At 74.8% G+C, this 22,710-nt stretch carries 21 protein-coding genes; 6 read left to right on the top strand and 15 right to left on the bottom strand.

Annotated elements, in window-relative coordinates:
- Positions 1-73 precede the first annotated feature (73 nt).
- Positions 74-1,606 (top strand): Re/Si-specific NAD(P)(+) transhydrogenase subunit alpha, encoded by a 1,533-nt coding sequence (locus ACFPBZ_RS01475; RefSeq protein ID WP_378034195.1) that lies wholly within the window; start codon positions 74-76, stop codon positions 1,604-1,606.
- Entirely contained in the window at positions 1,606-3,012 is a 1,407-nt protein-coding gene (gene pntB / locus ACFPBZ_RS01470) for a Re/Si-specific NAD(P)(+) transhydrogenase subunit beta (RefSeq protein WP_378034194.1), read from the top strand. The genes ACFPBZ_RS01475 and pntB overlap by 1 nt, the downstream gene beginning before the upstream one ends.
- 65 nt (positions 3,013-3,077) lie before the next feature.
- Here pntB and ACFPBZ_RS01465 read toward each other — a convergent pair whose 3' ends face one another.
- The 15 genes from ACFPBZ_RS01465 to ACFPBZ_RS01395 form a co-directional block, all read right to left on the bottom strand.
- Complete coding sequence (locus ACFPBZ_RS01465) at positions 3,078-4,103, bottom strand: LLM class flavin-dependent oxidoreductase (protein WP_378034193.1); 1,026 nt, start codon at positions 4,101-4,103, stop codon at positions 3,078-3,080.
- Between the two features lie 28 nt (positions 4,104-4,131).
- Positions 4,132-4,482: an ankyrin repeat domain-containing protein gene (locus ACFPBZ_RS01460; protein WP_378034264.1), complete on the bottom strand. Its 351-nt coding sequence runs from the start codon at positions 4,480-4,482 to the stop codon at positions 4,132-4,134.
- A 64-nt stretch (positions 4,483-4,546) separates the two neighbouring features.
- Positions 4,547-5,125 (bottom strand): hypothetical protein, encoded by a 579-nt coding sequence (locus ACFPBZ_RS01455; protein WP_378034192.1) that lies wholly within the window; start codon positions 5,123-5,125, stop codon positions 4,547-4,549.
- Between the two features lie 113 nt (positions 5,126-5,238).
- The gene (locus tag ACFPBZ_RS01450; RefSeq protein ID WP_378034191.1) at positions 5,239-6,459 is read right to left on the bottom strand and encodes an alkaline phosphatase family protein; all 1,221 of its coding nucleotides are present in this window, start codon (positions 6,457-6,459) and stop codon (positions 5,239-5,241) included.
- Between the two features lie 60 nt (positions 6,460-6,519).
- Entirely contained in the window at positions 6,520-8,181 is a 1,662-nt protein-coding gene (gene mctP, locus ACFPBZ_RS01445) for a monocarboxylate uptake permease MctP (protein WP_378034190.1), read from the bottom strand.
- On the bottom strand, positions 8,178-8,450 hold the full coding sequence (locus ACFPBZ_RS01440; RefSeq protein ID WP_378034189.1) for a DUF3311 domain-containing protein: 273 nt from the start codon (positions 8,448-8,450) through the stop codon (positions 8,178-8,180). The genes mctP and ACFPBZ_RS01440 overlap by 4 nt, the downstream gene beginning before the upstream one ends.
- 75 nt (positions 8,451-8,525) lie before the next feature.
- Complete coding sequence (locus tag ACFPBZ_RS01435) at positions 8,526-9,164, bottom strand: DedA family protein (protein ID WP_378034188.1); 639 nt, start codon at positions 9,162-9,164, stop codon at positions 8,526-8,528.
- Positions 9,165-9,285: 121 nt separating this feature from the next.
- Positions 9,286-11,112: a phosphoenolpyruvate carboxykinase (GTP) gene (locus ACFPBZ_RS01430; protein ID WP_378034187.1), complete on the bottom strand. Its 1,827-nt coding sequence runs from the start codon at positions 11,110-11,112 to the stop codon at positions 9,286-9,288.
- A gap of 225 nt (positions 11,113-11,337) precedes the next feature.
- Complete coding sequence (locus tag ACFPBZ_RS01425) at positions 11,338-12,225, bottom strand: Sir2 family NAD-dependent protein deacetylase (protein WP_378034263.1); 888 nt, start codon at positions 12,223-12,225, stop codon at positions 11,338-11,340.
- A gap of 57 nt (positions 12,226-12,282) precedes the next feature.
- A complete protein-coding gene (locus ACFPBZ_RS01420) occupies positions 12,283-12,633 on the bottom strand; it encodes a hypothetical protein (RefSeq protein ID WP_378034186.1) in 351 nt (116 codons plus the stop codon).
- 74 nt (positions 12,634-12,707) lie between these two features.
- Positions 12,708-14,114, bottom strand: a complete 1,407-nt coding sequence (locus ACFPBZ_RS01415; RefSeq protein ID WP_378034185.1) for a metallopeptidase TldD-related protein — start codon at positions 14,112-14,114, stop codon at positions 12,708-12,710.
- Positions 14,111-15,646, bottom strand: a complete 1,536-nt coding sequence (locus tag ACFPBZ_RS01410; RefSeq protein ID WP_378034184.1) for a TldD/PmbA family protein — start codon at positions 15,644-15,646, stop codon at positions 14,111-14,113. Before ACFPBZ_RS01410 ends, ACFPBZ_RS01415 begins: the two co-directional genes overlap by 4 nt.
- A 29-nt stretch (positions 15,647-15,675) precedes the next feature.
- Entirely contained in the window at positions 15,676-16,068 is a 393-nt protein-coding gene (locus ACFPBZ_RS01405) for a DUF6802 family protein (protein ID WP_378034183.1), read from the bottom strand.
- A 55-nt stretch (positions 16,069-16,123) separates the two neighbouring features.
- The gene (locus ACFPBZ_RS01400) at positions 16,124-17,662 is read right to left on the bottom strand and encodes a hypothetical protein (RefSeq protein ID WP_378034182.1); all 1,539 of its coding nucleotides are present in this window, start codon (positions 17,660-17,662) and stop codon (positions 16,124-16,126) included.
- Positions 17,659-19,107: a dynamin family protein gene (locus ACFPBZ_RS01395; protein WP_378034181.1), complete on the bottom strand. Its 1,449-nt coding sequence runs from the start codon at positions 19,105-19,107 to the stop codon at positions 17,659-17,661. Before ACFPBZ_RS01395 ends, ACFPBZ_RS01400 begins: the two co-directional genes overlap by 4 nt.
- Positions 19,108-19,275: 168 nt before the next feature.
- On the opposite strand from ACFPBZ_RS01395, the gene ACFPBZ_RS01390 reads away from it, so the two are divergent.
- The 4 genes from ACFPBZ_RS01390 to ACFPBZ_RS01375 all read left to right on the top strand — a co-directional run bounded on the left by ACFPBZ_RS01390 (position 19,276) and on the right by ACFPBZ_RS01375 (position 22,705).
- Positions 19,276-19,692, top strand: coding sequence for a hypothetical protein (locus ACFPBZ_RS01390; RefSeq protein ID WP_378034180.1), 417 nt, complete (start codon positions 19,276-19,278; stop codon positions 19,690-19,692).
- A gap of 153 nt (positions 19,693-19,845) precedes the next feature.
- Entirely contained in the window at positions 19,846-20,544 is a 699-nt protein-coding gene (gene trmB / locus ACFPBZ_RS01385) for a tRNA (guanosine(46)-N7)-methyltransferase TrmB (protein WP_378034262.1), read from the top strand.
- Positions 20,545-20,588: 44 nt separating this feature from the next.
- Positions 20,589-21,299, top strand: a complete 711-nt coding sequence (locus tag ACFPBZ_RS01380) for an NYN domain-containing protein (RefSeq protein WP_378034179.1) — start codon at positions 20,589-20,591, stop codon at positions 21,297-21,299.
- A 74-nt stretch (positions 21,300-21,373) separates the two neighbouring features.
- A complete protein-coding gene (locus ACFPBZ_RS01375; RefSeq protein WP_378034178.1) occupies positions 21,374-22,705 on the top strand; it encodes an amidohydrolase family protein in 1,332 nt (443 codons plus the stop codon).
- Positions 22,706-22,710 lie beyond the last annotated feature (5 nt).

Genomic DNA, 22,710 nt, shown 5'->3' with positions numbered 1-22,710 from the left:
TCCGCCACACGGCTGCCGGTGGTCCGGCGGCCGGTCCAGGCCCCCTCGCGGGGCCCGACCAGAAGGGGTGCGCGTGCGCATCGGTGTCCCCCGGGAGACCCGGGAGCGAGAGACGCGGGTGGCGGCCACCCCCGCGACCGTCGTCGGTCTGCAGAACCTCGGCTGGACGGTGACCGTCGAGCCGGGGGCGGGCGAGCGGTCGTCGTTCCCCGACGAGGCCTACGCCCGGGCGGGGGCCGAGCTCGGCGACCCGTGGTCGGCCGACGTCGTGTTCGCCGTCAACACCCCGGCCCCCGACGACCTCGCCCGGCTCGCCCCCGGTGCCACGCTCGTGTGCCGCGTGGCGCCCGCCCAGAACCCGGAGCTCCTCGCCGACCTCGCCGGCCGCGGGATCACCGTCCTCGCCACCGACGCGGTGCCGCGCATCTCGCGGGCCCAGTCGCTCGACGTCCTCTCCTCCATGGCGAACATCGCGGGCTACCGCGCCGTCGTCGAGGCCGCGAACCACTTCGGGCGCTTCTTCACCGGCCAGGTGACCGCCGCGGGCAAGGTGCCGCCGGCGAAGGTCCTGGTCGCGGGCGCCGGTGTCGCCGGCCTCGCCGCGATCGGGACCGCGTCGTCGCTGGGCGCCGTGGTGCGCGCCACCGACCCGCGCCCCGAGGTCGCCGAGCAGGTCGCCTCGCTCGGCGGCGAGTTCCTGACGGTCGACGTCGAGCAGGAGCGCTCCACCGACGGTTACGCCCGAGCGACCTCCGAGGACTACGACCGGCGCGCCGCGGAGATCTACACCGAGCAGGCCGCCGACGTGGACATCGTCATCACCACCGCCCTCATCCCGGGCCGGACGGCGCCGCGCCTGCTCACCGCCGCCGACGTCGCGGCGATGAAGCCCGGCAGCGTCGTCGTCGACATGGCCGCCGGGATGGGCGGCAACGTCGAGGGCTCCGTGCCCGACGAGGTCGTCGTCACCGACAACGGCGTGACGATCCTCGGGGACACCGACCTCGCGGCCCGCCTGCCCACCCAGGCCTCGCAGCTCTACGGGACCAACCTGGTCAACCTGATGAAGCTGCTGACGCCGGAGAAGGACGGCGAGCTCGTCCTCGACCTCGACGACGTGGTGCAGCGCGGCATGACCGTGGCCCGCGAGGGCGAGGTGACGTGGCCGCCGCCCCCGGTGTCGGTGTCCGCCGCCCCCGCGCCCGCCCCCGCGCCGGAGGCCTCGACCCCGGTGGCGGAGCCGAAGAAGCCCGCGTCGCCGGCCCGGCGGTACGCCGCGATCGCGGTCGGCTTCCTGCTGCTGTTCCTCGCGACGGCCTTCGCGCCGGCCGAGCTGGCCACCAACCTCACGGTGTTCGTGCTCGCCGTCGTCATCGGCTACTACGTCATCGGCAAGGTGCACCACGCCCTGCACACCCCGTTGATGTCGGTCACCAACGCCATCTCCGGCGTCGTGGTGGTCGGGGCGCTCCTGCAGTTCGGGCAGCACGGCCTGACGGTGTCGATCCTCGCGTTCGTCGCGATCGTCCTCGCCAGCATCAACATCGTCGGCGGCTTCGCGGTGACCCGCCGCATGCTCGCCATGTTCACGAAGGGTCCGGCCTGATGAGCCCCGAAGCAGCGGCCACCGCCGCCTACATCGTCGCCGCACTGCTCACGGTCATGAGCCTCGCGGGGCTGTCGAAGCACGAGACGGCCCGCAACGGCGTCGTCTACGGCATCGCCGGCATGGCGGTCGCTCTCGTCGCCACCGTCGTCCTCGCCGCCGGCTCGCTCGAGGCGGGCGCCGTGGCGCTGCTCGTCGCGGGCTTCGTCATCGGCGGAGGTGTGGGTCTCTGGCGGGCCCGCGTCGTCGAGATGACCGGCATGCCCGAGCTGATCGCGCTGCTCCACTCGTTCGTCGGGCTCGCCGCGGTGCTCGTCGGCTGGAACGGCTACCTGGAGGTCGAGGCGCTCGGCGCCGCGCAGACCACGGTGGCGCCGGAGCTGCTCGGCATCCACTCGGTCGAGGTCGGCGTCGGCGTGTTCATCGGCGCCGTCACCTTCACCGGCTCGATCGTCGCCTACGGCAAGCTCTCCGGGCGCATGAAGTCGCGCCCGCTGACCCTGCCGGGCAAGAACCTGCTGAACCTCGGCGCGCTCGTGGCCTTCGCCGCGCTCACCGTCGCCTTCACCGTCGCGCCCTCGCTCGGCGTGATGATCGCGATCACCGGGGTGGCGCTCGCCCTCGGCTGGCACCTCGTGGCCTCGATCGGCGGCGGCGACATGCCGGTCGTCGTGTCGATGCTGAACAGCTACTCGGGCTGGGCCGCGGCGGCGTCGGGCTTCCTGCTCAACAACACCCTGCTGATCGTCACCGGCGCCCTCGTCGGCTCGTCCGGTGCATTCCTGTCCTACGTCATGTGCCAGGCGATGAACCGCTCGTTCCTCTCGGTCATCGCCGGGGGCTTCGGCGTCGAGTCGGGGACCGCGGCCGCCGACGTCGAGGGCGAGCACCGGGAGACGACGCCCGACGAGGTCGCGGAGATGCTGCGCGAGGCCTCGTCGGTCGTCATCACCCCCGGGTACGGCATGGCCGTCGCCCAGGCGCAGTACCCGGTGGCCGACCTGACCCGCCGGCTGCGCGACAAGGGCATCGAGGTGCGCTTCGGCATCCACCCCGTCGCGGGCCGGCTGCCCGGGCACATGAACGTGCTGCTCGCCGAGGCGAAGGTGCCCTACGACGTCGTCCTCGAGATGGACGAGATCAACGACGACCTCGCGGCCACCTCGGTGGTCCTCGTGATCGGCGCCAACGACACCGTCAACCCGGCCGCGATGGACGACCCGGGCAGCCCGATCGCCGGCATGCCGGTGCTGCGGGTGTGGGAGGCGAAGAACGTCATCGTCTTCAAGCGCTCGATGGCCGTCGGCTACGCGGGCGTGCAGAACCCGCTGTTCTTCCGCGAGAACACCTCGATGATCTTCGGGGACGCGAAGAAGCGGGTCGAGGACATCCTCGCGGCGCTCTGACCGCTGGAGCGAACGGCACTTCCGCTGCTTCTCTGTGAGCGGAAGTGCCGTTCGCTCCAACCGGGTCAGGCCCCGACGAGCGCGGACGCCCCCAGCGCCTCGGCCACCAGACGCAGCGACTGCCGGCGCTCCTCGGGGTCGTGGATCGCGGTGGTGATCATGAGCTCGTCGGCGTCGGCCTCGCGGGCCTTCCGGACGAGGTCCTCGGCGACCTGCTCGGGCGTCCCCACCGACACCTTCGGGGCCATCGAGCGGGCCACCTGCTCCTCGGCGGCACTCCAGTCGTGGGCGAGCGCCTCCTCCGGGCTCGGCAGCGGGCCGGGACGCCCGGTGCGCAGCCGGGCCATCGACAGCGCGTTGGCGCGGCCCAGGGCCCGGGCGCGCTCGGCGTCGGGATGCGCGATCGCGGCGGCCCCCAGGATCACGTGGGGCTCCTGCGACCCGGCCGCGGTGCTCGGGCGGAACGACCGCCGGTAGATGCGGGTGGCCTCCCCCGCGTCGGCGCCGCCGAAGTGGCCCGCGTAGGCGAAGCCGGTGCCGAACGCCGCGGCGGCCTGCGCGCCGTAGTAGCTCGACCCGAGGATCCAGACCGGCGGCAGCGGGACGTCGTCGGGCGAGGCGGTGATCCCGGCGAAGGGGTGGTCGGCGTCGAACCCGTCGACGTAGCCGCGCAGCTCGGTGAACTGGTCGGGGAAGTCGTCGGCGGTGAGCGCCTCGTGCGAGCGGCGCAGCGCGATCGCGGTGCGCGGGTCGGTGCCGGGCGCGCGGCCGATGCCGAGGTCGATCCGCTCCGGGAACAGCCCACCGAGCGCCCGGAACGTCTCGGCCACCTTCAGCGGGCTGTGGTTGGGCAGCATGATGCCGCCGGAGCCGACCCGGATCGTGCGGGTGGCGCTCGCGACGGCGGCGATCATCACCTCGGGGGCGGAGCTCGCGACGGACGCGATGCCGTGGTGCTCGGCGAGCCAGAAGCGCCGGTAGCCGGCGGCCTCGGCGGTGCGGGCGAGCTCGACGGTGTCGTGCAGGGCCTGCGAGGCGGGCGCCCCGGAGGGGACCGGGGAGAGGTCGAGGACCGAGATCGGGATGCCCATACGGGGGCAACGCGGCACCGGCCCGAGGTCATCCCGCCGGGTCGGGGGACCGCAGGACCCCGAGCAGGTCCTCCCGGCCGAACATCCGCGCGGTGTCGACCGCGGTGGGGTGCCCGGCCGTCGGGTCGGCGCCGCCCTCGACCAGCGCGCGCACCACGTCGTCCTCGCCCTTGAACACCGCCCCGGCCACGGGCGCCTGGCCGCGGTCGTTGAGCCGGTTCACGTCGGCGCCGCGGGCGACGAGGACCCGGACCGCGTCGGCGTGCCCGTGGTAGGCCGCGAGCATGACGAGCGTGTCGCCGGAGTCGTTCGTCAGGTTCACCGGGACCCCGGCGTCGACGTAGGCGGCCAGGGAGGCGGCGTCGCCGTCCCGGGCCATCGTGAAGACACGGCCGGCGAGCTCGGCGACCTCGGGGGAGGGCTGGTCGGACACTCGCGCGAGGCTAGGTCCGCGAGAGCGGCGCCGCGACGTCCGGGTCGGGCGTCGGGTCGGGGGTGTCCTCGCCGTCGTCGTCGCGACCCCAGCCGCAGTACGGGCACCACGGCTCCACCCGGCGGTGCAGCACGGTGAGGACCATCGTGCCCAGCGGCAGGAGCAGCACCAGGTCGCCCCAGCCGGGCCTGATGAACAGGCCCGCCGCGACTCCCACGGCGGCGATCCCGACGAGCGTCGCGATGCCGGCGCCGGTGGTCGCGGAGTGGAACAGGCGCAGCAGGGGCCGGCGGCGTTCGACGACGAGCGCCGGGTCGGCCGGGCTGTCGGCGATGCAGCGCAGGCAGAGGCGGTCGTCGTGGGCGAGCGTGAACAGCTGCACGACGATGAAGACGACGACCGCGGCGAGGGAGACCACGCTGCTCTCCCGCACGTCGCGGAACCCCGCGACGATCGCGACGGCGATCAACGGTCCGCCGACCAGCAGCGGGTGGTGGGCGATCGAGGCGCGCAGACGCACCAGGAGCCGGTCGCGCTCCTCGTCGTCCCTGCTGCCGCTCGCGTCCCCGTCGTGCGCGTGTCGGTCCACGGGTGTTCCCCCTCCCACGTGCACTCGTGAGGGCAGCGTATGGCCCGGGTCGCGCGGATGCGCACCGCCCACCCCGGATCGGCCCCCGATGCGGCCCGAACGGAGGAACGGGGTCAACCGCGCGCGACGAGCAGGGGCACCAGCTGCTCGGCGGACGTCAGCGACCCGTGGTGTCCCACCAGCGACGTCTCGCGCGGCTCGATGCGCGAGCGGACCAGCGTCCACTGGTCGCGCGCGGCCGCCACCACCTCGCCGATGCGGCCGCGGGCCGTGTCGCTGACGGTGGGACCGAACCAGCCCTGCTCGATCGCCTCCTCGCGGGAGACCACCCAGGCGGCGTCGGCGAGCTCGGCGGTCCACGCCGCGAGCACGTCGTCGGCCGCGCCGGGCATCGCGTACACGTGGCGGACCCGCGTCTCCCCGGCCAGGCGTCGCACCCCGGTGAGCAGGGAGGGGGTGAGGTCGAGGTCGACGTGCCAGCCCCGGTCGGTGGTCACCATCCCGTGGTCGGCCACCACCAGCAGCACCGCCCCGGGCCGCAGGCACTCCGCGATCGCCGCGACCAGCCGGTCGACGATCTGCAGCTGCATCCGCCAGGGCAGGCTGCCGGGCCCGTGCTCGTGGCCGATCGCGTCGAGGTCCCCGTGGTAGGCGTAGGCCAGGGCCCGCTCCTCGGGTTCCACCGCGAGACCGTGCAGGAACTCCGCGGCCAGGTCGCCGAGCGCCGAGACGCCGTGGAAGCGCCCGCCCCGCAGGGCGGCCCGCGTGAGGCCCGAGCGGCGCTGCACCTCGGGCGCCACCCGCGTCACGGCCACCCCGGCGCGCGCCGCCCGCTGCAGCACCGTCGGGTGCGGCTGGACGGCCTCCGGGGGGAGGTCGGCGATCAGGTCGACCGGGTCGGTCGAGCCGTGCGCGCACCAGCGCAGGGTGTTCAGGACGACGTCCGGGGCCGCGCCGGGGTCGTCGGGCGGCGGGACCGCCATCGAGTAGCCCTCGATGCCGTGCGCCCCGGGCGTCAGGCCGGTCCCGAGCGAGGTGATCGAGACCGCCGTCGTCGCCGGGAAGCAGGCCGTGAGCCGACGCGAGTCGGCCGAGGACGCGAGCTCGTGCAGGGCCGGGGCGTCGTGCGGGTGGGCGGCGAGCAGCTCGGCGCCCATGCCGTCGATCAGCAGGAGGCCCGCCGCAGTGACGTCCCCGCGGTGGCGGGCGACGCCGAGCGTGTCGGTGAAGCCCGGGACGTCGAGTGCTGCCGCCATCGACGGCATGACCTCGGTGAGGGTGCCGTGGCCGTAGGCGGGAAGGAACGGCGCGGTGCGCGACGCCGTGCTGGTCATGGCGCGGGATCGTAGGGCAGGGACCTCGTGGGCTCCGCCGTGGCGGAGCCCACGGGCCTCCTAGACCGACGAGACGACGTCCGGCTTCGTGTCCTCCGGCACGCGGGTCGCGTGGTAGTCGTCGCTCGTGGTGCGGTCGATCCCCGGGGCCGTCCTCGTGGCCCGCAGGATCAGGGTGACGACGACCGCGACGACGAGGTTGCCGATCAGGGCCACCGCGCCGACGTATATCTGGACCCTGGAGCCCTCGAACGGCAGCCAGCCGAACAGGTCGAGCTTGCCCAGCGCGAGGGCGGAGCCGCCGAAGTGCTGCTTGCCGTTCACCGGGTTGGGGATGCCGTAGAGCATGATCATCCCCCAGAGGAGGCCGACCGCCCAGCCCGCGAGCAGCGCCCACCGGTGGAACCAGCGGGTGTAGAGCGCGATGGCCACCGACGGCAGCGTCTGCAGGATGATCACGCCGCCGATGAGCTGCAGGTCCACGGAGAACTGCGGGTCGACGACGACGATGAACAGCACCGCCCCGACCTTGACCACGAGCGACGCGAGCTTGGCCTGCTTGGCCTCGTCGGCCGGCGTGGCGTCGCGGCGCAGGTACTCCTTGTAGATGTTGCGGGTCCAGAGGTTGGCGGCGGCGATCGACATGATCGCGGCCGGCACCAGCGCGCCGACCCCGATGGCGGCGAACGCGACGCCCGCGAACCACGGGGGGAACTGGCCCGCGAACAGCGCCGGGACGATCGTGTTCGAGTCGGGCCGCCCGGTGGAGCCGTTGACGATCGGCTTCGTGCCCGCGGCGATCGCGACGTAGCCGAGCAGTGCGAGCAGGGCCAGCAGGAACGAGTAGGCCGGCAGCGCGGTCATGTTCCGGCGGATCGTGCCGCGGCTCGCGCTCGAGAGCACGCCGGTGATCGAGTGCGGGTAGAGGAAGAGCGCCAGGGCCGACCCGAGAGCGAGCGTGGCGTACTGGAGCTGGTTGTTCGCCGTGAGCAGCGTCGACCCGGCCGGCTGGCCGGTGGCCGGCGACGGGGTGGCGAGCTTGGCCGCCCCCGCGTCGACGATCGCGCCCCAGCCGCCGAGCTTGGCGGGCAGGTAGATGATCGCCACGATGATCACGACGTAGATCAGCACGTCCTTGACCACGGCGATCAGCGCCGGCGCCCGCAGGCCCGACTGGTAGGTGTAGGCGGCGAGCACGACGAACGCCACGAACAGCGGGGCGTGGCCCCAGAAGCCGGTGCCGTTGAGCCCGATGGTGCGCAGGACCGCCTCGAGCCCCGCGAGCTGCAGGGCGATGTAGGGCATCGTCGCGACGATGCCGGTGACGGCGACGGCCAGGGCGAGCAGCGGGGAGTCGTAGCGCCCGCGGACGAAGTCGGCCGGGGTGACGTAGCCGTGGACCCGCGACACCGACCAGAGCCGCAGCAGCGGCAGCATGACCAGCGGGAACGCGATGATCGTGTAGGGCACCGCGTAGAAGCCGAGGGCGCCGGAGGAGAACAGCAGCGCCGGGATCGCGACGAACGTGTAGGCGGTGTAGAGGTCACCGCCGAGCAGGAACCACGTCACCCACGTCCCGAACTTGCGTCCGCCGAGCCCCCACTCGTCGAGGTGCTCGAGGTCGTCGGCGCGGCGCCAGCGGCTCGCCATGAAGCCCATGACGGCGACGGCGACGAACAGCAGCAGGAACACGACGAGCTGGACCACTTGTGCGCCGGTCATCGGGCGCCCTCCTCGTCGTCGTGCCGGGTCAGCAGGTGGACCGCGAGCGTGCAGAGGATCCCGAGCGGGATCACCGCCATCTGGAACCAGTAGAAGAACGGCAGCCCGAAGAGCTCGGGGTCGCGCATGTTGAACACGGGCGTGATCAGGCTGATCAGCGGCACGAGCAGGAGCAGGTTCCAGGCACGGAACCGGAAGGCGGGCTGAGCCGGCCCGTCATGGGCGGGAACCGGGTCGGGGGCGGCCCGGTCCGCGGTGGAGGACGACATCGGCGGGTCCTGCCTGACAGAGGTGGGAGTGGACCCGCGGATGTTAGGTCGGTGTAGAGGTACGCACCAGCGCTCTTACCGTTTCGTGACCGATGTCGGGTTCGAGGCCTGCTCGCGCCGCCGCTTGCGCACCTCCCGGACGATCAGCACGGCCGCCACCACGACGACGACGGGCACCGGGCCCCACGCGAGGTAGCGGGCCACGGTCTCCAGGCTGAGCGCGAACAGGTACCCGAGCAGCACGCAGCCCCCGCCCCAGAGGATCCCGCCGACGGCGTTCCAGGGCAGGAAGGTGCGCAGGTAGGGCATGCGGGCCATGCCGGCCATCCCCGGGACGAGGGCGCGCAGCAGGGCGGTGCCGCGCCCCAGGAGGACGGCCTTGCCGCCGTGGCGGCGCAGGAACCCGTCGGTGGCCTCCCAGCGGTGCTCCCCGACGAAGCGGCCGGCCCGGGAGGCGCGCAGCCGGGGACCGACGAGGCGCCCGACCTCGTAGCCCACCGAGTCGCCCGCGATCGCGCAGACGATCGCCACGACGATCATGGGAACCAGCGCGATGATCCCCTGGTGGGCGGCGAAGCCCGCGACGAGGAGGGCGGTCTCGCCGGGGAGCACGACCCCGACCATGATCGCGGCCTCCCCGAACGCCAGCCCGCCGGCGATCACGTACAGCCAGGCGCCGACGCTCTCACCCAGGCCGCGCAGGAACTCGAGCACGAGGTCATCGTGCCCCAGCCGCCGGACTCGTCGTCGGGAACCACCCCCGGAACGAGCGAACGGCACTCCCGCTGCTTCTATCGCAGCGGAAGTGCCGTTCGCTCCACGGGGAGAGCCGTCGTCAGGCGCCGAGGCGCTGCTTCAGGGCCTCGAGCTCGTCGCGCATCGACGTGGGCAGGGAGTCGCCGATCTTGTCGAACCACTCCTGGATGAGCGGCAGCTCCTCGCGCCACTCGTCGACGTCGAAGCGCAGCGACGCCTCGATGTCCTCGAGCGGCTCCTGGAGCCCGTCGATGTCGATCTGGTCGGCGCTCGGAATGTGCCCGATCGGCGTCTCGGTGGCGGCGGCCTTGCCCTCGAGCCGCTCGATGATCCACTTCAGGACGCGGCTGTTCTCGCCGAACCCGGGCCACAGGAAGCGGTTGTCCTCGCCCCGGCGGAACCAGTTGACGTAGAAGATCTTCGGCAGCTTCGTGGCGTCGGCGTTCTTGCCGGTGTCGACCCAGTGCTGGAAGTAGTCGCCGACGTTGTAGCCCAGGAAGGGCAGCATCGCCATCGGGTCGCGGCGGACCTGGCCCTTGCCGCCCTTGGCCGCGGCGGTCATCTCGCTCGACATCGTGGCGCCCATGAAGGTGCCGTGCTGCCAGTCGAACGACTCGGTGACCAGCGGGACGGTCGTCTTGCGGCGGCCGCCGAAGAGGATCGCCGAGATCGGCACACCCTGCGGGTCCTCCCACTCGGGGGCGACCACGGGGCACTGCGAGATCGGCACGGTGTAGCGCGAGTTCGGGTGGGCGGCCGGCTTCGCCGAGCCCGGCGTCCACTCGTCCCCGGTCCACGAGGTGAGGTGCTGGGGGTCGCCCTCCAGGCCCTCCCACCAGATGTCGCCGTCGTCGGTCAGCGCGACGTTGGTGAACAGGGCGTTGCCCTGCTCGATGGTGCGCATGGCGTTCGGGTTGGTGTTCCAGTTGGTGCCGGGGGCGACACCGAAGAAGCCGAACTCCGGGTTGACCGCGTAGAGCCGGCCGTCGGGGCCGAAGCGCATCCAGGCGATGTCGTCGCCGACCGTCTCGGCGCGCCAGCCCGGGATGGTGGGCTGCAGCATCGCGAGGTTGGTCTTGCCGCAGGCCGACGGGAAGGCGGCGGCGACGTAGTACGCCTTGTCCTCCGGGCTGATCAGCTTGAGGATCAGCATGTGCTCGGCGAGCCAGCCCTCGTCGCGCGCCATCACCGAGGCGATGCGCAGCGAGTAGCACTTCTTGCCCAGCAGCGCGTTGCCGCCGTAGCCGGAGCCGAAGCTCCAGATCTCGCGGGACTCCGGGAAGTGGCTGATGTACTTCGTGTCGTTGCAGGGCCACTTCACGTCGGCCTGGCCCGGCTCGAGCGGCGCACCCACGGAGTGCAGCGCGGGGACCCACTCGGCGTCCGCGCCCTCGAGGCGCGAGTACACCTCGGCCCCCATGCGGGTCATGATGTGCATCGAGGTGACGACGTAGGCGCTGTCGGAGATCTCGACGCCCAGCTTCGGGTGCTCCGCGTTCGTCGGCCCCATGCAGAACGGGATGACGTACATCGTGCGACCCCGCATGCAGCCCCGGTAGAGCTCGCGCATGGTCGCCTTCATCTCGCCCGGGTCCATCCAGTTGTTGGTGACCCCGGCGTCGCCGGGCTCCACCGAACAGATGAACGTGCGCTCCTCGACCCGCGCGACGTCGTCGGGGTCGGAGGCGGCGTAGAACGAGTTGGGCTTCTTCTCCGGGTCGAGCCGCGTGTAGGTGCCGGCTTCGACGAGCTCGTCGGTGAGACGCGTCCACTCCTCCGGCGACCCGTCACACCAGACCACCCGGTCCGGCGTGGTGAGCTCGGCGACCTCCGCGACCCAGTCCAGCACCTCCTGGCGCTGCAGCGGCGGATTGTCGAGCCCGGGGATGGTCGGTGCGGCCGTCATACGTCGTGTCACTCCTCGATCGTCTCGCCGGTCCTCCCGTACGACGACCACGCGGGTCGTCCCGCCGACGCCACGCCCTGTGATGCACCGGCATGCAGGCATTCGGGCGGCCGAGACACATCGCCGTGTGGCCCCGTCGGAGTACTACGACGTTAACGACAGATGTTGCAGACGGAACCGCTACCTGGTGTCTCAGGCACCACTTCCACGATCAAGCTGAACGATTCAGGCGCGCAGGGCCCTGACCAGGGCGGGAAGGACGTTGCCGAGCGGTGTGTCCAGGCGCACCCCGGCGAGGTCGTCGCCGCGACTGGGCCCGGCGGTGACAATCGCCACAGGAATCCCCGCCCGGGTGGCGGCCCGGGCGAACCGCAGCCCGGACATCACGGCGAGTGACGAACCCAGGACCAGCAGGGTGCGCGCCCGCCCCACGAGGTCGAAGCAGTGCGCCACCCGCGGGCGCGGCACCGACTCCCCGAAGAACACCACGTCGGGCTTCAGCGGGCCCACCCCGCACACCGGGCAGTCGATCATCGTGAACCGCGCGACGAGCTCGTCGGGCAGCTCGACGTCGCCGTCGGGGTTGACGTCGCGGTGCCGCACCGCGGTCACGGCCTCGTCGAAGGCCGGGTTCGCGGCGGCGAGCCGCGCCTGCACGTCGGCCCGGTCGAGCTCGGCGCGGCAGCCCAGGCACACCACCCGGGCGAGCGCGCCGTGCAGCTCGACGACGTCGCGGGCGCCGCCGGCCTGGTGCAGCCCGTCGACGTTCTGGGTGATCACGTCCCGGACGAGGCCGCAGCGCTGCAGCGCGGCCACCGCCTCGTGCCCGGGATTGGGGCGGGCGCCGGCGATCTGGGGCCAGCCGACGTGGCTGCGGGCCCAGTAGCGGTGCCGGGCCGCCGGGTCGCCGACGAAGGCCTCGTAGGTCATCGGGGAGTGCTTGCGGGCCGAGCTCGACGGGCCCCGGTAGTCGGGGATCCCCGAGTCGGTGGACAGCCCGGCACCGGACAGGACGCACACCCCGCCCTCGCCGACGAGCGAGGCGAGGTCGGCGAAGCCGCCGCGGACGGGGACCTCGGCGGCCTCCCAGGCGTCCGTCCCGGGGTACCGCATCACGACCTTGCCCACGATCCCAGTGTGCCCTCCCGGTGTGTCCTCCCGGGGGGAGCGTCAGGCGAGCCCGGAGCGCGGGCGACCGAGCAGGCGGAGGATCCCGACGACCACGGCGCCGACGAGCAGCCACACGAGCGCGGGCAGGCCGTAGGACACGATCACCTGCACGGTGGGGTCGCCGAGCACGAACAGGTCGCGCAGCCCGAGGGTGAGCCCGTCGGCGCCGGCGGCGACCAGCTGCGACACCGTGTTGTCCGGGTTGGCGCCGAGGACCCGGAGCACGACGTGGACCACGAGGATCGTCGCGAAGAGGCCGGTGACGAGGCGGACGACCCCGCCGACGAGACCGAGCACCCCGCGGGCGGCGGAGCCGGCACGGGAGCCGGTGGGGCGGGCGGTCTGCGACATGTCGTCCGGGTTCCCGGCGGACGACGCGCGTCATCGCGCCGGGCGCAACGATCACGTCACGCCCCTGACCGGCGTCAGCTCGCCTGCGACACCGAGGACATGTTGAAGTCGGGGATCCGCAGCGGGGGCATGGCGACGAGGGTGAACCAGTCCTTCCACTCCCGCGGCAGCGTGCGCTCGGTGGCGCCCGCCTCGGCGGCCCGCCGGACGAGGTCGAGCGGCGACTCGTTGAACCGGAAGTTGTTCACCTCGCCGACCACCTCGCCGCCCTCGACGAGGTAGACGCCGTCGCGGGTCAGGCCCGTCAGCAGCATCGTCTCCGGGTCGACCTCGCGCATGTACCAGAGGCAGGTCAGCAGCAGGCCCCGCCCGGTGCCCGCGACCATCTCCTCCAGCGACGCCGCCGACCCGCCGGTGAGCAGCAGGTTCTCCGGCGGCGGGGCGAACCGGGCCCCGGCGGCGGCGAACTCGGCCGCGGCCGCGCGGGGGTAGGCGAGCTCGTTCACGCGGCCGTCGCGCAGCCACTCGACCCGCCGGGTGGTCGCGCCGTTGTCGAAGACCGACACCTCGTCGCCCGAGCTGGTGGTGGCGAGGACCGGCTCGTGGACGAGGGCGGGGAAGCCCGGGGCGTCGGGGTCGCCGGCGAGGGTGAGCGGCAGCGTCGTGAGCTGCTCGCCGACGCGGGTGCCCCCGGGCCGGGAGAGCGCGCTGCGTCCCTCCTGCGCGGGCCGCCCGCCCATCGACCACGCCAGGTAGATCATGAAGTCGCTGACGGCCGACGGCGGGAGCAGCGTCTCGTAGCGCCCGGCGTCGAGGGCGATCCGGCGCCGGCCCCAGGCCAGCCGCCCGCGCAGGCCGTCGAGCAGCGCCGGCAGCCCGACGTCGGTGAAGTCGCGGGTGGAGGTCCCGCCCCACACCGAGGACCCCGACGACGGGTCCTTGAGGTTGACCTCCACCGCGCCGCCCGGCTCCACCCACCGGCGGCGCACCCCGGCCGACGTGCCCAGCCACGTCGTCGTGACGTGGTGGTCGGCGAAGCCCGCGCTCAGGTCGGAGGAGAAGGACTCCCCGAGGTCGCTCGCGAGTCCGGCGAACACCCCGGCGGACGTCTCGCCGGGGCCCTCGTCGAAGTCGGCGTCGGCCGGTCCGGTCGGCGGCGGCAGCTCGGCGGCGTCGCGGGCGGCGCCCGACTGCTCGGCGGCGTGCACGGCGGCCCGGACCGCGTCGTCGACCGCGCCCGTCCCGACGAGGTCGTCGGGGGCGGAGAGCCGCACCACGCCCGCGCCGGTCCCGCCGGCGCGCAGCGGCACCAGCAGGACGAGGCCGAGCGTGCGGTCGGTGGTGACCCCGTTGGTCGTCATGGTGGAGTTCGCCCAGCGCAGGACGGCCTCGCTGGTCTCCCGCACGAGCACGGCGGCCCCGGCGTCGGGCCGGATGCGCCGCGCGGCCTCGAGGGCGCGTTCGACGAGGACGGCGCTCACCGGGAACCCTCCGTGGCGGTGTTGAGGACGTTGATGCCGCGGAACAGGGCGCTCGGGCAGCCGTGGCTCACCGGCGCGACCTGTCCCGGCTGGGCCTTGCCGCACGTGAAGGCGCCGCCGAGGCGCCAGGTCGACGGGCCGCCGACCGCCTCCAGCGCGCCCCAGAAGTCGGTGGTCGTGGCCTGGTAGGCGACGTCGCGGACCTGCCCGGCGAGCTCGCCGTTCGCGATCCGGTAGAAGCGCTGGCCCGTGAACTGGAAGTTGTAGCGCTGCATGTCGATCGACCAGGAGCGGTCGCCCACCACGTAGATGCCGTCGTCGACCCGCGAGATGAGCTCGGTGGTGGAGACGTCGGCGCCGGGGTCGGGGGTGATCGACACGTTCGCCATCCGCTGCATCGGGACGTGCCCGGCGGAGTCGGCGTAGGCGCAGCCGTTGGAGCGCTCCAACCCGAGGCGCGGCGCGAAGGAGCGGTCGACCTGGTAGCCGACGAGCACCCCGTCGCGGATCAGGTCGAACTCGCCGGTGGCGACGCCGTCGTCGTCGTAGCCCACCGACGCCAGGCCGTGCGGCTCGGTGCGGTCGCCCGTGACCTGGAGGACCTCGCTGCCGTAGCGCAGGGTGCCGAGCTGGTCGGGCGTCGCGAAGCTCGTGCCGGCGTAGGCGGCCTCGTAGCCGATCGCCCGGTCGTACTCGGTGGCGTGCCCGATCGACTCGTGGATCACCAGCCACAGGTTCGTCGGGTCGATGACGAGGTCGGTGGGCCCGGCGGTGACCGACGGCGCCCGCAGCTTCTCGGCCAGCAGCCCGGGGAGCTCGGCCAGCTCGGCGTCCCAGTCCCAGCCGGTCCCGGTCAGGTACTCCCACCCGCGCCCGGCCGGCGGGGCGACGGTGCGCAGCGACTCGAACCCGCCGCCCTCCCGGTCGACCGCGGTGACGCTCACCCCCGGGTCGACCCGCACCCGCTGCTGCGTGGTGACGGTGCCGGCGAGGTCGGCGTAGAAGGTCTGCTCCTTGACCAGCAGGCACGACGCCTCGACGTGGTCGACGCCCGGTGCGGCGAGCAGGGTCGACGAGCGCTGCGCGAGCAGCCCGATCCGGTCGCCCGGGTCGACCGCGAACGGGTCGGTGTCGTAGGGCGAGACCCAGGTGCGGTCGGCGTGCACCGGCTCCGCGGCGAGCGTGACCGTCTCGCGGGCCACCGGCGCCAGGGTCGCGGCGACGTCGAGGGCGCGGCGCGCGGTCGCGACGGCCGCGGAGGGCGTCACGTCGACGTGCGCGGCGAACCCCCAGACCCCGTGGCGGAGCACCCGGACCGCGAGGCCCACCCGGTCGGAGTCGGACGAGCTCACCACCCGGGCGTCGCGCAGCTCGAGTGACTGGCTGCGCAGGCGGTGCACCCGCACGTCGGCGTGCTCGACCCCCGCGTCGCGGGCCACCTGCAGCGCCGCGTCGGCGACCGACCGCAGCGGCAGCGCGAGGAAGTCCTCGTCGACGGGGCGCGCGGGTGGGGTGTCTCCGGCGTCCGGCACGGCCGGACCGTACCCGAGGAGGCCGTCGGTCAGCCGCGCGTCCACTCCCCGGTCCGGGGATCGACCGACGGGGGAGGGGGCGGCGGCGCCCCCCACGGGTGGTCCTCGGTCTCCACCCGGCCGTCGGGGCCGTACCGGCTCGTCACCACGCCGTGGACACCGACGCGGGTGACGAGGTCGGCGTGCCCGTCGTGGTCGGGGTCGGTGGCGAGGACGAGGTCGTCGCCCAGCGGGGCGATCGTGGTGTCGGCGAGCCCGTCGAGGTCGGAGTCGAGGGTGGGGGCGTCGAGGACGGGCGCGCCCGGGACGAGGTCCCCGGTCAGCAGCTCGGGCGGACCGGCCGGGGCCGGCCACGGGACGTGCCCGGGGCCCGGGGGCTCTCCCGGCCCCGGCACGGTGGGGTCGACGGCGAACTCGGCCATGCCCGCGACGGTAGGGACCTCGTCGGGTCCGTGGTGGCCGTTCGGGGGAAGTCGCCTAGGTCGTGTCGCGGACGTGGGCGAGCCGGGCCAGGACCGCCTCGGCCCGGGCGACCGCCTCGGCGGTCCGGACCTCCCGCGCCCGGTCGCGGCGGTCCTGCTCGGCGAGGGCGGAGAGCTCGGCGTCGAGGGCGCGGCCGCGCTCGTCGAGGGCCCGGTCGAGGGCGAGCGTGATCTCCCGGTCGGCGACGATGAGGGCGTCGACCAGCACGCGCTCGAGGTCGGTCCGGGCCTGCCCGAGGGCCTCGGCGAGCCACGTCCGCGCGTGCGCCCGCTCGGCGGCTCTCCGCCGGGCCCGGGCCAGCCACGTGGCCGCGCCCAGCCCGATCCCCACCGACACCGGCACCAGCGCCGCCCCGACGACGGGGGCGACCGGCACGGCGAGCAGCGGCAGCAGGGCCAGCCGGGAGAGCCCGAGCCCGCCGGAGGCCCCCGCCACCACGAGCAGCCGGTCGGGCGCCCGCGGGGCGGGGACCGGGACGTCCGGCCGGGCCTCGGGGGCCGGGAGCCGCAGCCGGGCGAGCTCCGCGGGGGAGAGCAGACCGGCGAGGGTCCCGCCGACGAGCCTCCGCAGCCGCTCCCCGAGCTCGGCCACGACGGCCTCCGCGACCGCGGTGAGGTCCCGGGCCACCTCCGGGCCCAGGTCGGCGAGCCCGGCTCGCGACGCGGTGTCGATGCGCTCGCGGTGCCGTGCCCCGAGGGCCCGGATCCGCCGCCCGAGGTCGTCGACCGCGGCGACGCGGGCGCCGGCGAGCTCGGCGCGCCAGCGCACGTGGTGCTCGCGGCGCAGGCTCGTCCGGGCGATCTCCAGCTCGGTCCGACGACGACCCCGGTCCGTCCCCGGCCGCGTCCCCGACAGGGCCGTGACGCCCGCCCGCAGGGCGTTGGCCTCGTCGAGCATCCGCCGGCGCCGGGCGACGAGCTGGTGCAGCCGCCGCTGCAGCGGCGCGATCCCGGCCGCCCGGCGGCGCTGCTCGCCCTCCGGACCGGTGCCCCGCGCGGCGCGGGCGAGCACCGGGGACACCGGGAACCACTCGGCGCCGGCGAGGCGGGGCACGTGCTCGGCGACGAGGTCGCGGTCGGCCTCCAGGACCGTCCGCCAGCCGCGGTGGGCCTCGGTGCCGACGAGCGCGAACACGACCGTCTCCACCTCGCCCGCGACGGCCGCGAGGCGGTCGAGCTCGTCCCGGTCGAGCGGGGCGCCCGCGCCGACCACGACGAGCAGCATCGAGGCGGGGCCGGGGTCCCAGGCGCCGTCGCGGGTGCGGCGCGGGAGCAGCAGGTCGAGCTCCTCGAGCAGCGGCACCCCGCCCGGCTCGTCGGTGAACCGGTCGGGGCCGGGATCGGGGTCGAGGTCGAGCAGCGCCCCCACCAGCGCCCGGCGGCCTCGTCCCGGGGCGCCCACCACGGCCACCACGGGAGCCCCGCCGGAACCGTCGGCCGGGGATGCCGGCGAGGACGGCGCGCCGCGGTCGGCGAGCGCCCGGTCGAGCCCCCGCCGCGCCGCCGCCACCTCGTCGGGCAGCGCCGTGCTCACCGCGTGAGCTCCCCCCAGATCCGGGCCCACCCGCGGTGGACGGCCTCGGCGACGTCGGCCCGCGCGGGCGGGGTGCCCCAGGCCGCGTAGCCCCGCCAGGCCGCGGCCCGGCGTGCGGCGTGCCCCGCGAGCTCGCCCTCCCCGAGGCCCAGCCGGGCGGGCAGGGCGGCACCGGGGTCGGCCAGCAGCTCCAGCTCCTCGCCGAGGTCGGCGGGCAGGTCGAGGGCGCCGCTGCGGTGGCGGGCGGTGGCCCCGGCCAGGTCGAGGTCGAGGTGGAAGGGCCGGGCACGCAGGTCCTCGACGAGGTCGGCGCGGAGCTCGGCGTCGCGCCCCGAGAACGGCACCGCCCGCCCCGCCGGCCGGTCGGCGCGCAGGGCCGCGAGCTCGGCCGGGGCGAGGGCCTCGACGCGGCGTTCCGCCGCGACGGCCGCGAGCAGGTCGGCCCGGGCCCGGACCTCGGCGCGGAGCCGGGCGACCACCTCGTCGAGCCCCGAGGCGGCGAGCAGGGCCGCGCACACGTCGCCCACCCCCGCGCCGGGCCGCTCGCGCAGCAGGGTGACGGCGAGGGTGATGCCGCGCCGGTCGAGCAGCTCGAGCAGGCGGGCACGGGCGGGCACGTCGACCGGCAGCGCGGTCTGCAGGAAGAGCTCCGGGTCGGCCAGGGCGGTGGCCAGGGTCTCCCGGTCGGCGCTCGCGAGGGCGGCGAGGGCCTGCAGGTCGGGGGTGCGCAGGGCGCCGGTGGTGGCGGTCTCGGCGAGGAGCCCGACCACGGGGGTGACCGGCCCGAGCCGCGGGCCGAGCCGGCGGGAGAGGGTCGCGGCGACGACGTCGGCGTCCGCCGCCGAGCCCACCGTGTCGGCCCGGCCGAGCACGGCGACCACCCCGGGCGGGCCGCGCCGGGCGGCCCCGGCCAGCCGGTCGACCTCGTCGGGACGGGCGGACGAGGGCAGCACCACCAGCGCGGCCTCCGCGTCCGCGGGGCCGTCGACCGTGGCCGCCGGACGGCGCGCCGAGCCCGCTCCGGGGGTGTCGACCACGGTCAGCCCGTCGAGCGCGTCGCTGGTCAGCGTCACGAGCAGGTGGTCGACGTCGGTCGGGGCGACCCCGAGCCGGTCGCCCACCGACGCGGGCACCCGGCCCCCGTCCACGAGCGGGAGCGGGCGGCGGGTGCCGTCGGTGAGCACGACGTCGAGCCGGTCGACCGGGCCGCGGGTGTAGCGGGCCGTCAGCCGCGTGCACTCGCCCGCCCCGGTGGGCGCGACGCGACGACCGACCAGCGCGTTGACCAGCGTCGACTTGCCCGAGGAGACGGGACCGGTCACGACGACGGCCGGCGTCGCCGTGGCGCGGGCGGCGATCGCGTCGAGCGCGTCGGCGGTCGGCAGCGCCACCGACGGCGCGAGAGCGCGGCAGGCGGCCGCGGTGTCCTCGGCCCATCGACCCATGGCCGCCACGGTAGGGAGCGCGCCCCGCGCGTGGGGGCCGTTCGCGCACATCAGGTGTCCCAGCCGTCACAAGTCACGGGCGTGCCGGGTTTCGCCCGATCGGCCGGACGGGGATGCTTGTCCCCGCCGGGGCCACCGCCCGGGGAACCGAGCCAGAGAGGCCCAGCCGTGCCCAGTACCGGGACGTACCTGCTCGTCGTCGTGATCGGGTTCGTCCTCACGGTGATCGTCGGGCAGATCCTCATGCGGGCGGGCCTCGGCTTCCTGCGTGACGTCTTCGACGACCGCGACGTCGCCGCCTCGATCACCCGCCTGCTCGCGGTCGCGTACTACCTGGTCGCGCTCGGGTTCATGTCCCTGGTGTCGACCTGGGAGCCCTTCCAGATCGAGGGCACCGTGCGCTACGTGGTCACCAAGGTCGGCATGATCCTGCTGTTCCTCGGCGTCCTGCACGTGATCACGCTCTTCGTCCTCGCCCGCGTCCGGAACAACCGGCGGGCCCAGAGCATGGCCGCCTCGCTGCGCGGCGGCGGTCGGCGTCCGCAGCGCGGTCCGAACGACCGCACCCAGGCGCTCGAGGGCTGAGCCGGAGGGCCCGCAGCCGGGTGTGACGAGCCCGGCCCGGGCCGGGGTGTGAGGATCGTCGTCGTGGCAGAGGCAGCGCGCGCCGAGGTGGAGGAGTCGGACCGACCCGACCCCCGGCGCGGGATCGTCAGCTTCGCCGACCGCGGCGGGCGGATGACCGCGGGCCAGCAGCGGGCCTGGGACCGGATCTGGCCCCGGTTCGGCTGCGAGCTCGCCGACCTCGGCGAGCACGGACTGCTGCACGACGACGGCTCGCTCGACGCGGTGGCCTGGTTCGGCCGGGACGCCCCGCTGCGCCTCGAGATCGGCTCGGGCATGGGCGAGACGACGGCCGCGCTGGCGGAGGCCGAGCCGGACGCCGACCACGTCGCCGTCGAGGTCTACCCGCCCGGGCTGGGTCAGCTCCTCATGCGGATCGAGGCCGCGGACCTGCAGAACCTGCGGCTGCTGCGCGGCGACGCGCTCGTCGTGCTCCGCGAGCGCATCGCGCCCGACTCCCTGGACAACCTGCGCGTCTACTACCCCGACCCCTGGCCCAAGCGCCGCCACCACAAGCGCCGCATCGTCCAGCCGGAGACGGTCGCCCTGATGGCGTCGCGGCTGCGCCCCGGCGCCACGCTGCACCTGGCCACCGACATCGCCGACTACGCGGACTGGATGCTCGAGGTCACCGACGCCGAGCCCCGGCTGGAGAACCCCCACGGCGGCTTCGCCCCGCGCCCCGCCTGGAGGCCCCGCACCAAGTTCGAGAGCCGCGCCGAGCAGGAGGGCCGGCCGAGCCGGGACCTGCTGCTGGTCAGGACGCGCAGCGCAGCGGAGCCGGGCCCGTTGGTACGGACGGGGACGTCGTGATCGCCCGGCGGACGCGTCGGCGGCGGGCCGTTAGAGTCGATCCCGTGTCCCCCTCCCCCGCCCCCTCCCCGGCCGACCTCGCGCACGCCGCGACCGTGCCCGGGGGGATCGCCGGCGGGGCGCCGGAGCCGGACCACGCGGTGATCGAGGTCCCCCAGGGTCCCGATCGCACGCTGCTCGTCTGGGACGCGCCGAACATGGACATGAGCCTGGGCTCGCTGCTCGGCGCCCGTCCGACGTCCGCGTTCCGGCCGCGCTTCGACGCCGTCGGCCGCTGGCTCCTGGGCCTCGCCGGGCCGGAGGGCCTGGCCGAGGCGACCGTGTTCACCAACGTCGTCCCGGGCTCCACCGAGATCGTGCGGCCGTGGGTCGAGGCGCTGCGCAACGTCGGTTTCGCGGTCTTCGCCAAGCCCAAGACGGCCGACGACTCCGACGTCGACGACGACATGCTCGCCCACATCGCGGCGCGCCTGGCCGAGGGCACGCTGGCCCACGTCGTGGTGGCGTCGGGCGACGGGCGCGCCTTCCGGGAGCCGCTCGAGGACCTCGTCGAGCAGGGCATCCGGGTCACGGTCATCGGGTTCCGGGAGTACGCCGCGTTCGCGGTGGCCTCCGAGGTCGTCACGTTCCTCGACCTCGAGGAGATCGAGGGCGTCTTCCGCGAGCCCCTCCCGCGGGTCAGCCTCGACACGCTGCCCGCCGGTGGTGCCTGGCTGCAGCCGCTGCGGTCCCTGCGCTCGCTGCTCGAGCGGTAGCGAACGGTCCCGACGACGCGTCGCCAGCTCACCCGGCTGGCGGCGCTCGCCGCGCGCTGACCAGACTGGTGACCATGTCCGCGCGCCGTCTGCACGCCCCGGTCGTCCTGCCCTGCGACGGCGGGGCGGTCACCGTCCTGCGCGACGCGGTCGTCGACGTCGACGACGCCGGGCGCATCGCCTTCGTCGGGCCGGTCGCCGACGCGCCCGCGACCGACGCGCCGACCACGCGCCTGTCCGGACTGCTCATGCCGGGCCTGGTCAACACCCACGCCCACACCCCGCTCGCGCTGCTGCGCGGCATGGGCGGCGACCTGCCGCTGATGCGCTGGCTCACCGAGGTGGTGTGGCCGGCGGAGTCGCGGCTCGAGGGCGCCGACGTGCGCGCCGGGATGCTCGCGGGCGGCGTGGAGATGCTGCGCGCCGGGGTCACCACGTCGACCGAGATGTACTTCTGGGCCGACCAGGTCGTCGACGCGGTGCTCGAGCTCGGCACCCGCGTCGTGATGACCCCGGGCATCATCAGCGCGCCCGGCATGGAGCGCCTCGGCACGTGGGAGCAGATGCGTGACGGCATCTCGGCGTGGATCGACGCCGACGGGCTGCGGTTCGGCCCGGGCGACCGCGTCGAGCTCGGCTACGGCGCGCACTCGGCGTACACGCTGACGGCGGAGGCGGTCGCGACGACGGCCGCCGCGGCCCGCGAGCGCGACGCGCTGCTGCACATCCACGTGGCCGAGGCGGTGGGGGAGGACGACGAGGTGCGGGCCGTGTTCGGGTCGGTGCCCGCGATGCTGGAGACCACCGGCAGCCTCGGGGGTCGGGTCCTCGCCGCGCACGCGATCCAGCTGTCGGACCAGGACGTCGAGATCCTCGCCCGGCATGACGTCGCGGTCGCCCACTGCCCCGGCTCGAACGCGAAGCTCGCGGCGGGCGTGGCGAGGGTGGCCGAGATGCTCGCCGCCGGGCTGCGGATGGGGCTGGGCACCGACTCGCCCGCCTCGAACGACGACCTCGACCTGTGGGAGGAGCAGCGCCTCGCCTCGCTGTTCGCCCGGCAGCGCGGCGCGGACGCCACCGCCCTGACCGCCGCCGACGCCCTGGCCCTCGCGACCCGCGGCGGCGCCGAGGCCCTCGGGCGCGACGACATCGGCCGGCTGCGGCCGGGCGCGTGGGCCGACGTGGTGCACGTCGAGCTCGACGGCCCGGATGTCGGCGCCGCGTTCATCGACCCCGACGACGACGCCCAGCTCGTCTCCAACCTCGTCTGGTCGGCCGGCGCGAAGGCCGTCCGCGACGTGTGGGTGGCCGGCGAGCAGGTGCTCGCCGAGCGCGCCCCGACGCGCGTCGACCCCGCCGAGGTGGTCGCCGCCGCGCGCACGTCGGGGCGGCGCATCAAGGGCTGAGCAGC

It is taken from the genome of Actinomycetospora atypica, from assembly GCF_042653685.1.
Classification (GTDB): Bacteria; Actinomycetota; Actinomycetes; order Mycobacteriales; family Pseudonocardiaceae; genus Actinomycetospora; species Actinomycetospora atypica.
Note: the sequence above shows the minus strand (reverse complement) of the source record. Positions and strands in the feature narration are given on the sequence as shown.

Excerpts from the sequence above, each read along its gene's own strand:
- ACFPBZ_RS01420 (WP_378034186.1), bottom strand. The coding sequence starts at position 12,633 with ATGTCGCAGACCGCCCGCCCCACCGGCTCCCGTGCCGGCTCCGCCGCC.
- ACFPBZ_RS01440 (WP_378034189.1), bottom strand. The coding sequence starts at position 8,450 with ATGTCGTCCTCCACCGCGGACCGGGCCGCCCCCGACCCGGTTCCCGCC.
- ACFPBZ_RS01430 (WP_378034187.1), bottom strand. The coding sequence starts at position 11,112 with ATGACGGCCGCACCGACCATCCCCGGGCTCGACAATCCGCCGCTGCAG.
- ACFPBZ_RS01375 (WP_378034178.1), top strand. The coding sequence starts at position 21,374 with ATGTCCGCGCGCCGTCTGCACGCCCCGGTCGTCCTGCCCTGCGACGGC.
- ACFPBZ_RS01465 (WP_378034193.1), bottom strand. The coding sequence starts at position 4,103 with ATGGGCATCCCGATCTCGGTCCTCGACCTCTCCCCGGTCCCCTCCGGG.
- pntB (WP_378034194.1), top strand. The coding sequence starts at position 1,606 with ATGAGCCCCGAAGCAGCGGCCACCGCCGCCTACATCGTCGCCGCACTG.
- mctP (WP_378034190.1), bottom strand. The coding sequence starts at position 8,181 with ATGACCGGCGCACAAGTGGTCCAGCTCGTCGTGTTCCTGCTGCTGTTC.
- trmB (WP_378034262.1), top strand. The coding sequence starts at position 19,846 with ATGACCGCGGGCCAGCAGCGGGCCTGGGACCGGATCTGGCCCCGGTTC.
- ACFPBZ_RS01405 (WP_378034183.1), bottom strand. The coding sequence starts at position 16,068 with ATGGCCGAGTTCGCCGTCGACCCCACCGTGCCGGGGCCGGGAGAGCCC.
- ACFPBZ_RS01460 (WP_378034264.1), bottom strand. The coding sequence starts at position 4,482 with ATGGCCCGGGACGGCGACGCCGCCTCCCTGGCCGCCTACGTCGACGCC.
- ACFPBZ_RS01450 (WP_378034191.1), bottom strand. The coding sequence starts at position 6,459 with ATGACCAGCACGGCGTCGCGCACCGCGCCGTTCCTTCCCGCCTACGGC.
- ACFPBZ_RS01395 (WP_378034181.1), bottom strand. The coding sequence starts at position 19,107 with ATGGGTCGATGGGCCGAGGACACCGCGGCCGCCTGCCGCGCTCTCGCG.
- ACFPBZ_RS01425 (WP_378034263.1), bottom strand. The coding sequence starts at position 12,225 with ATGCGGTACCCCGGGACGGACGCCTGGGAGGCCGCCGAGGTCCCCGTC.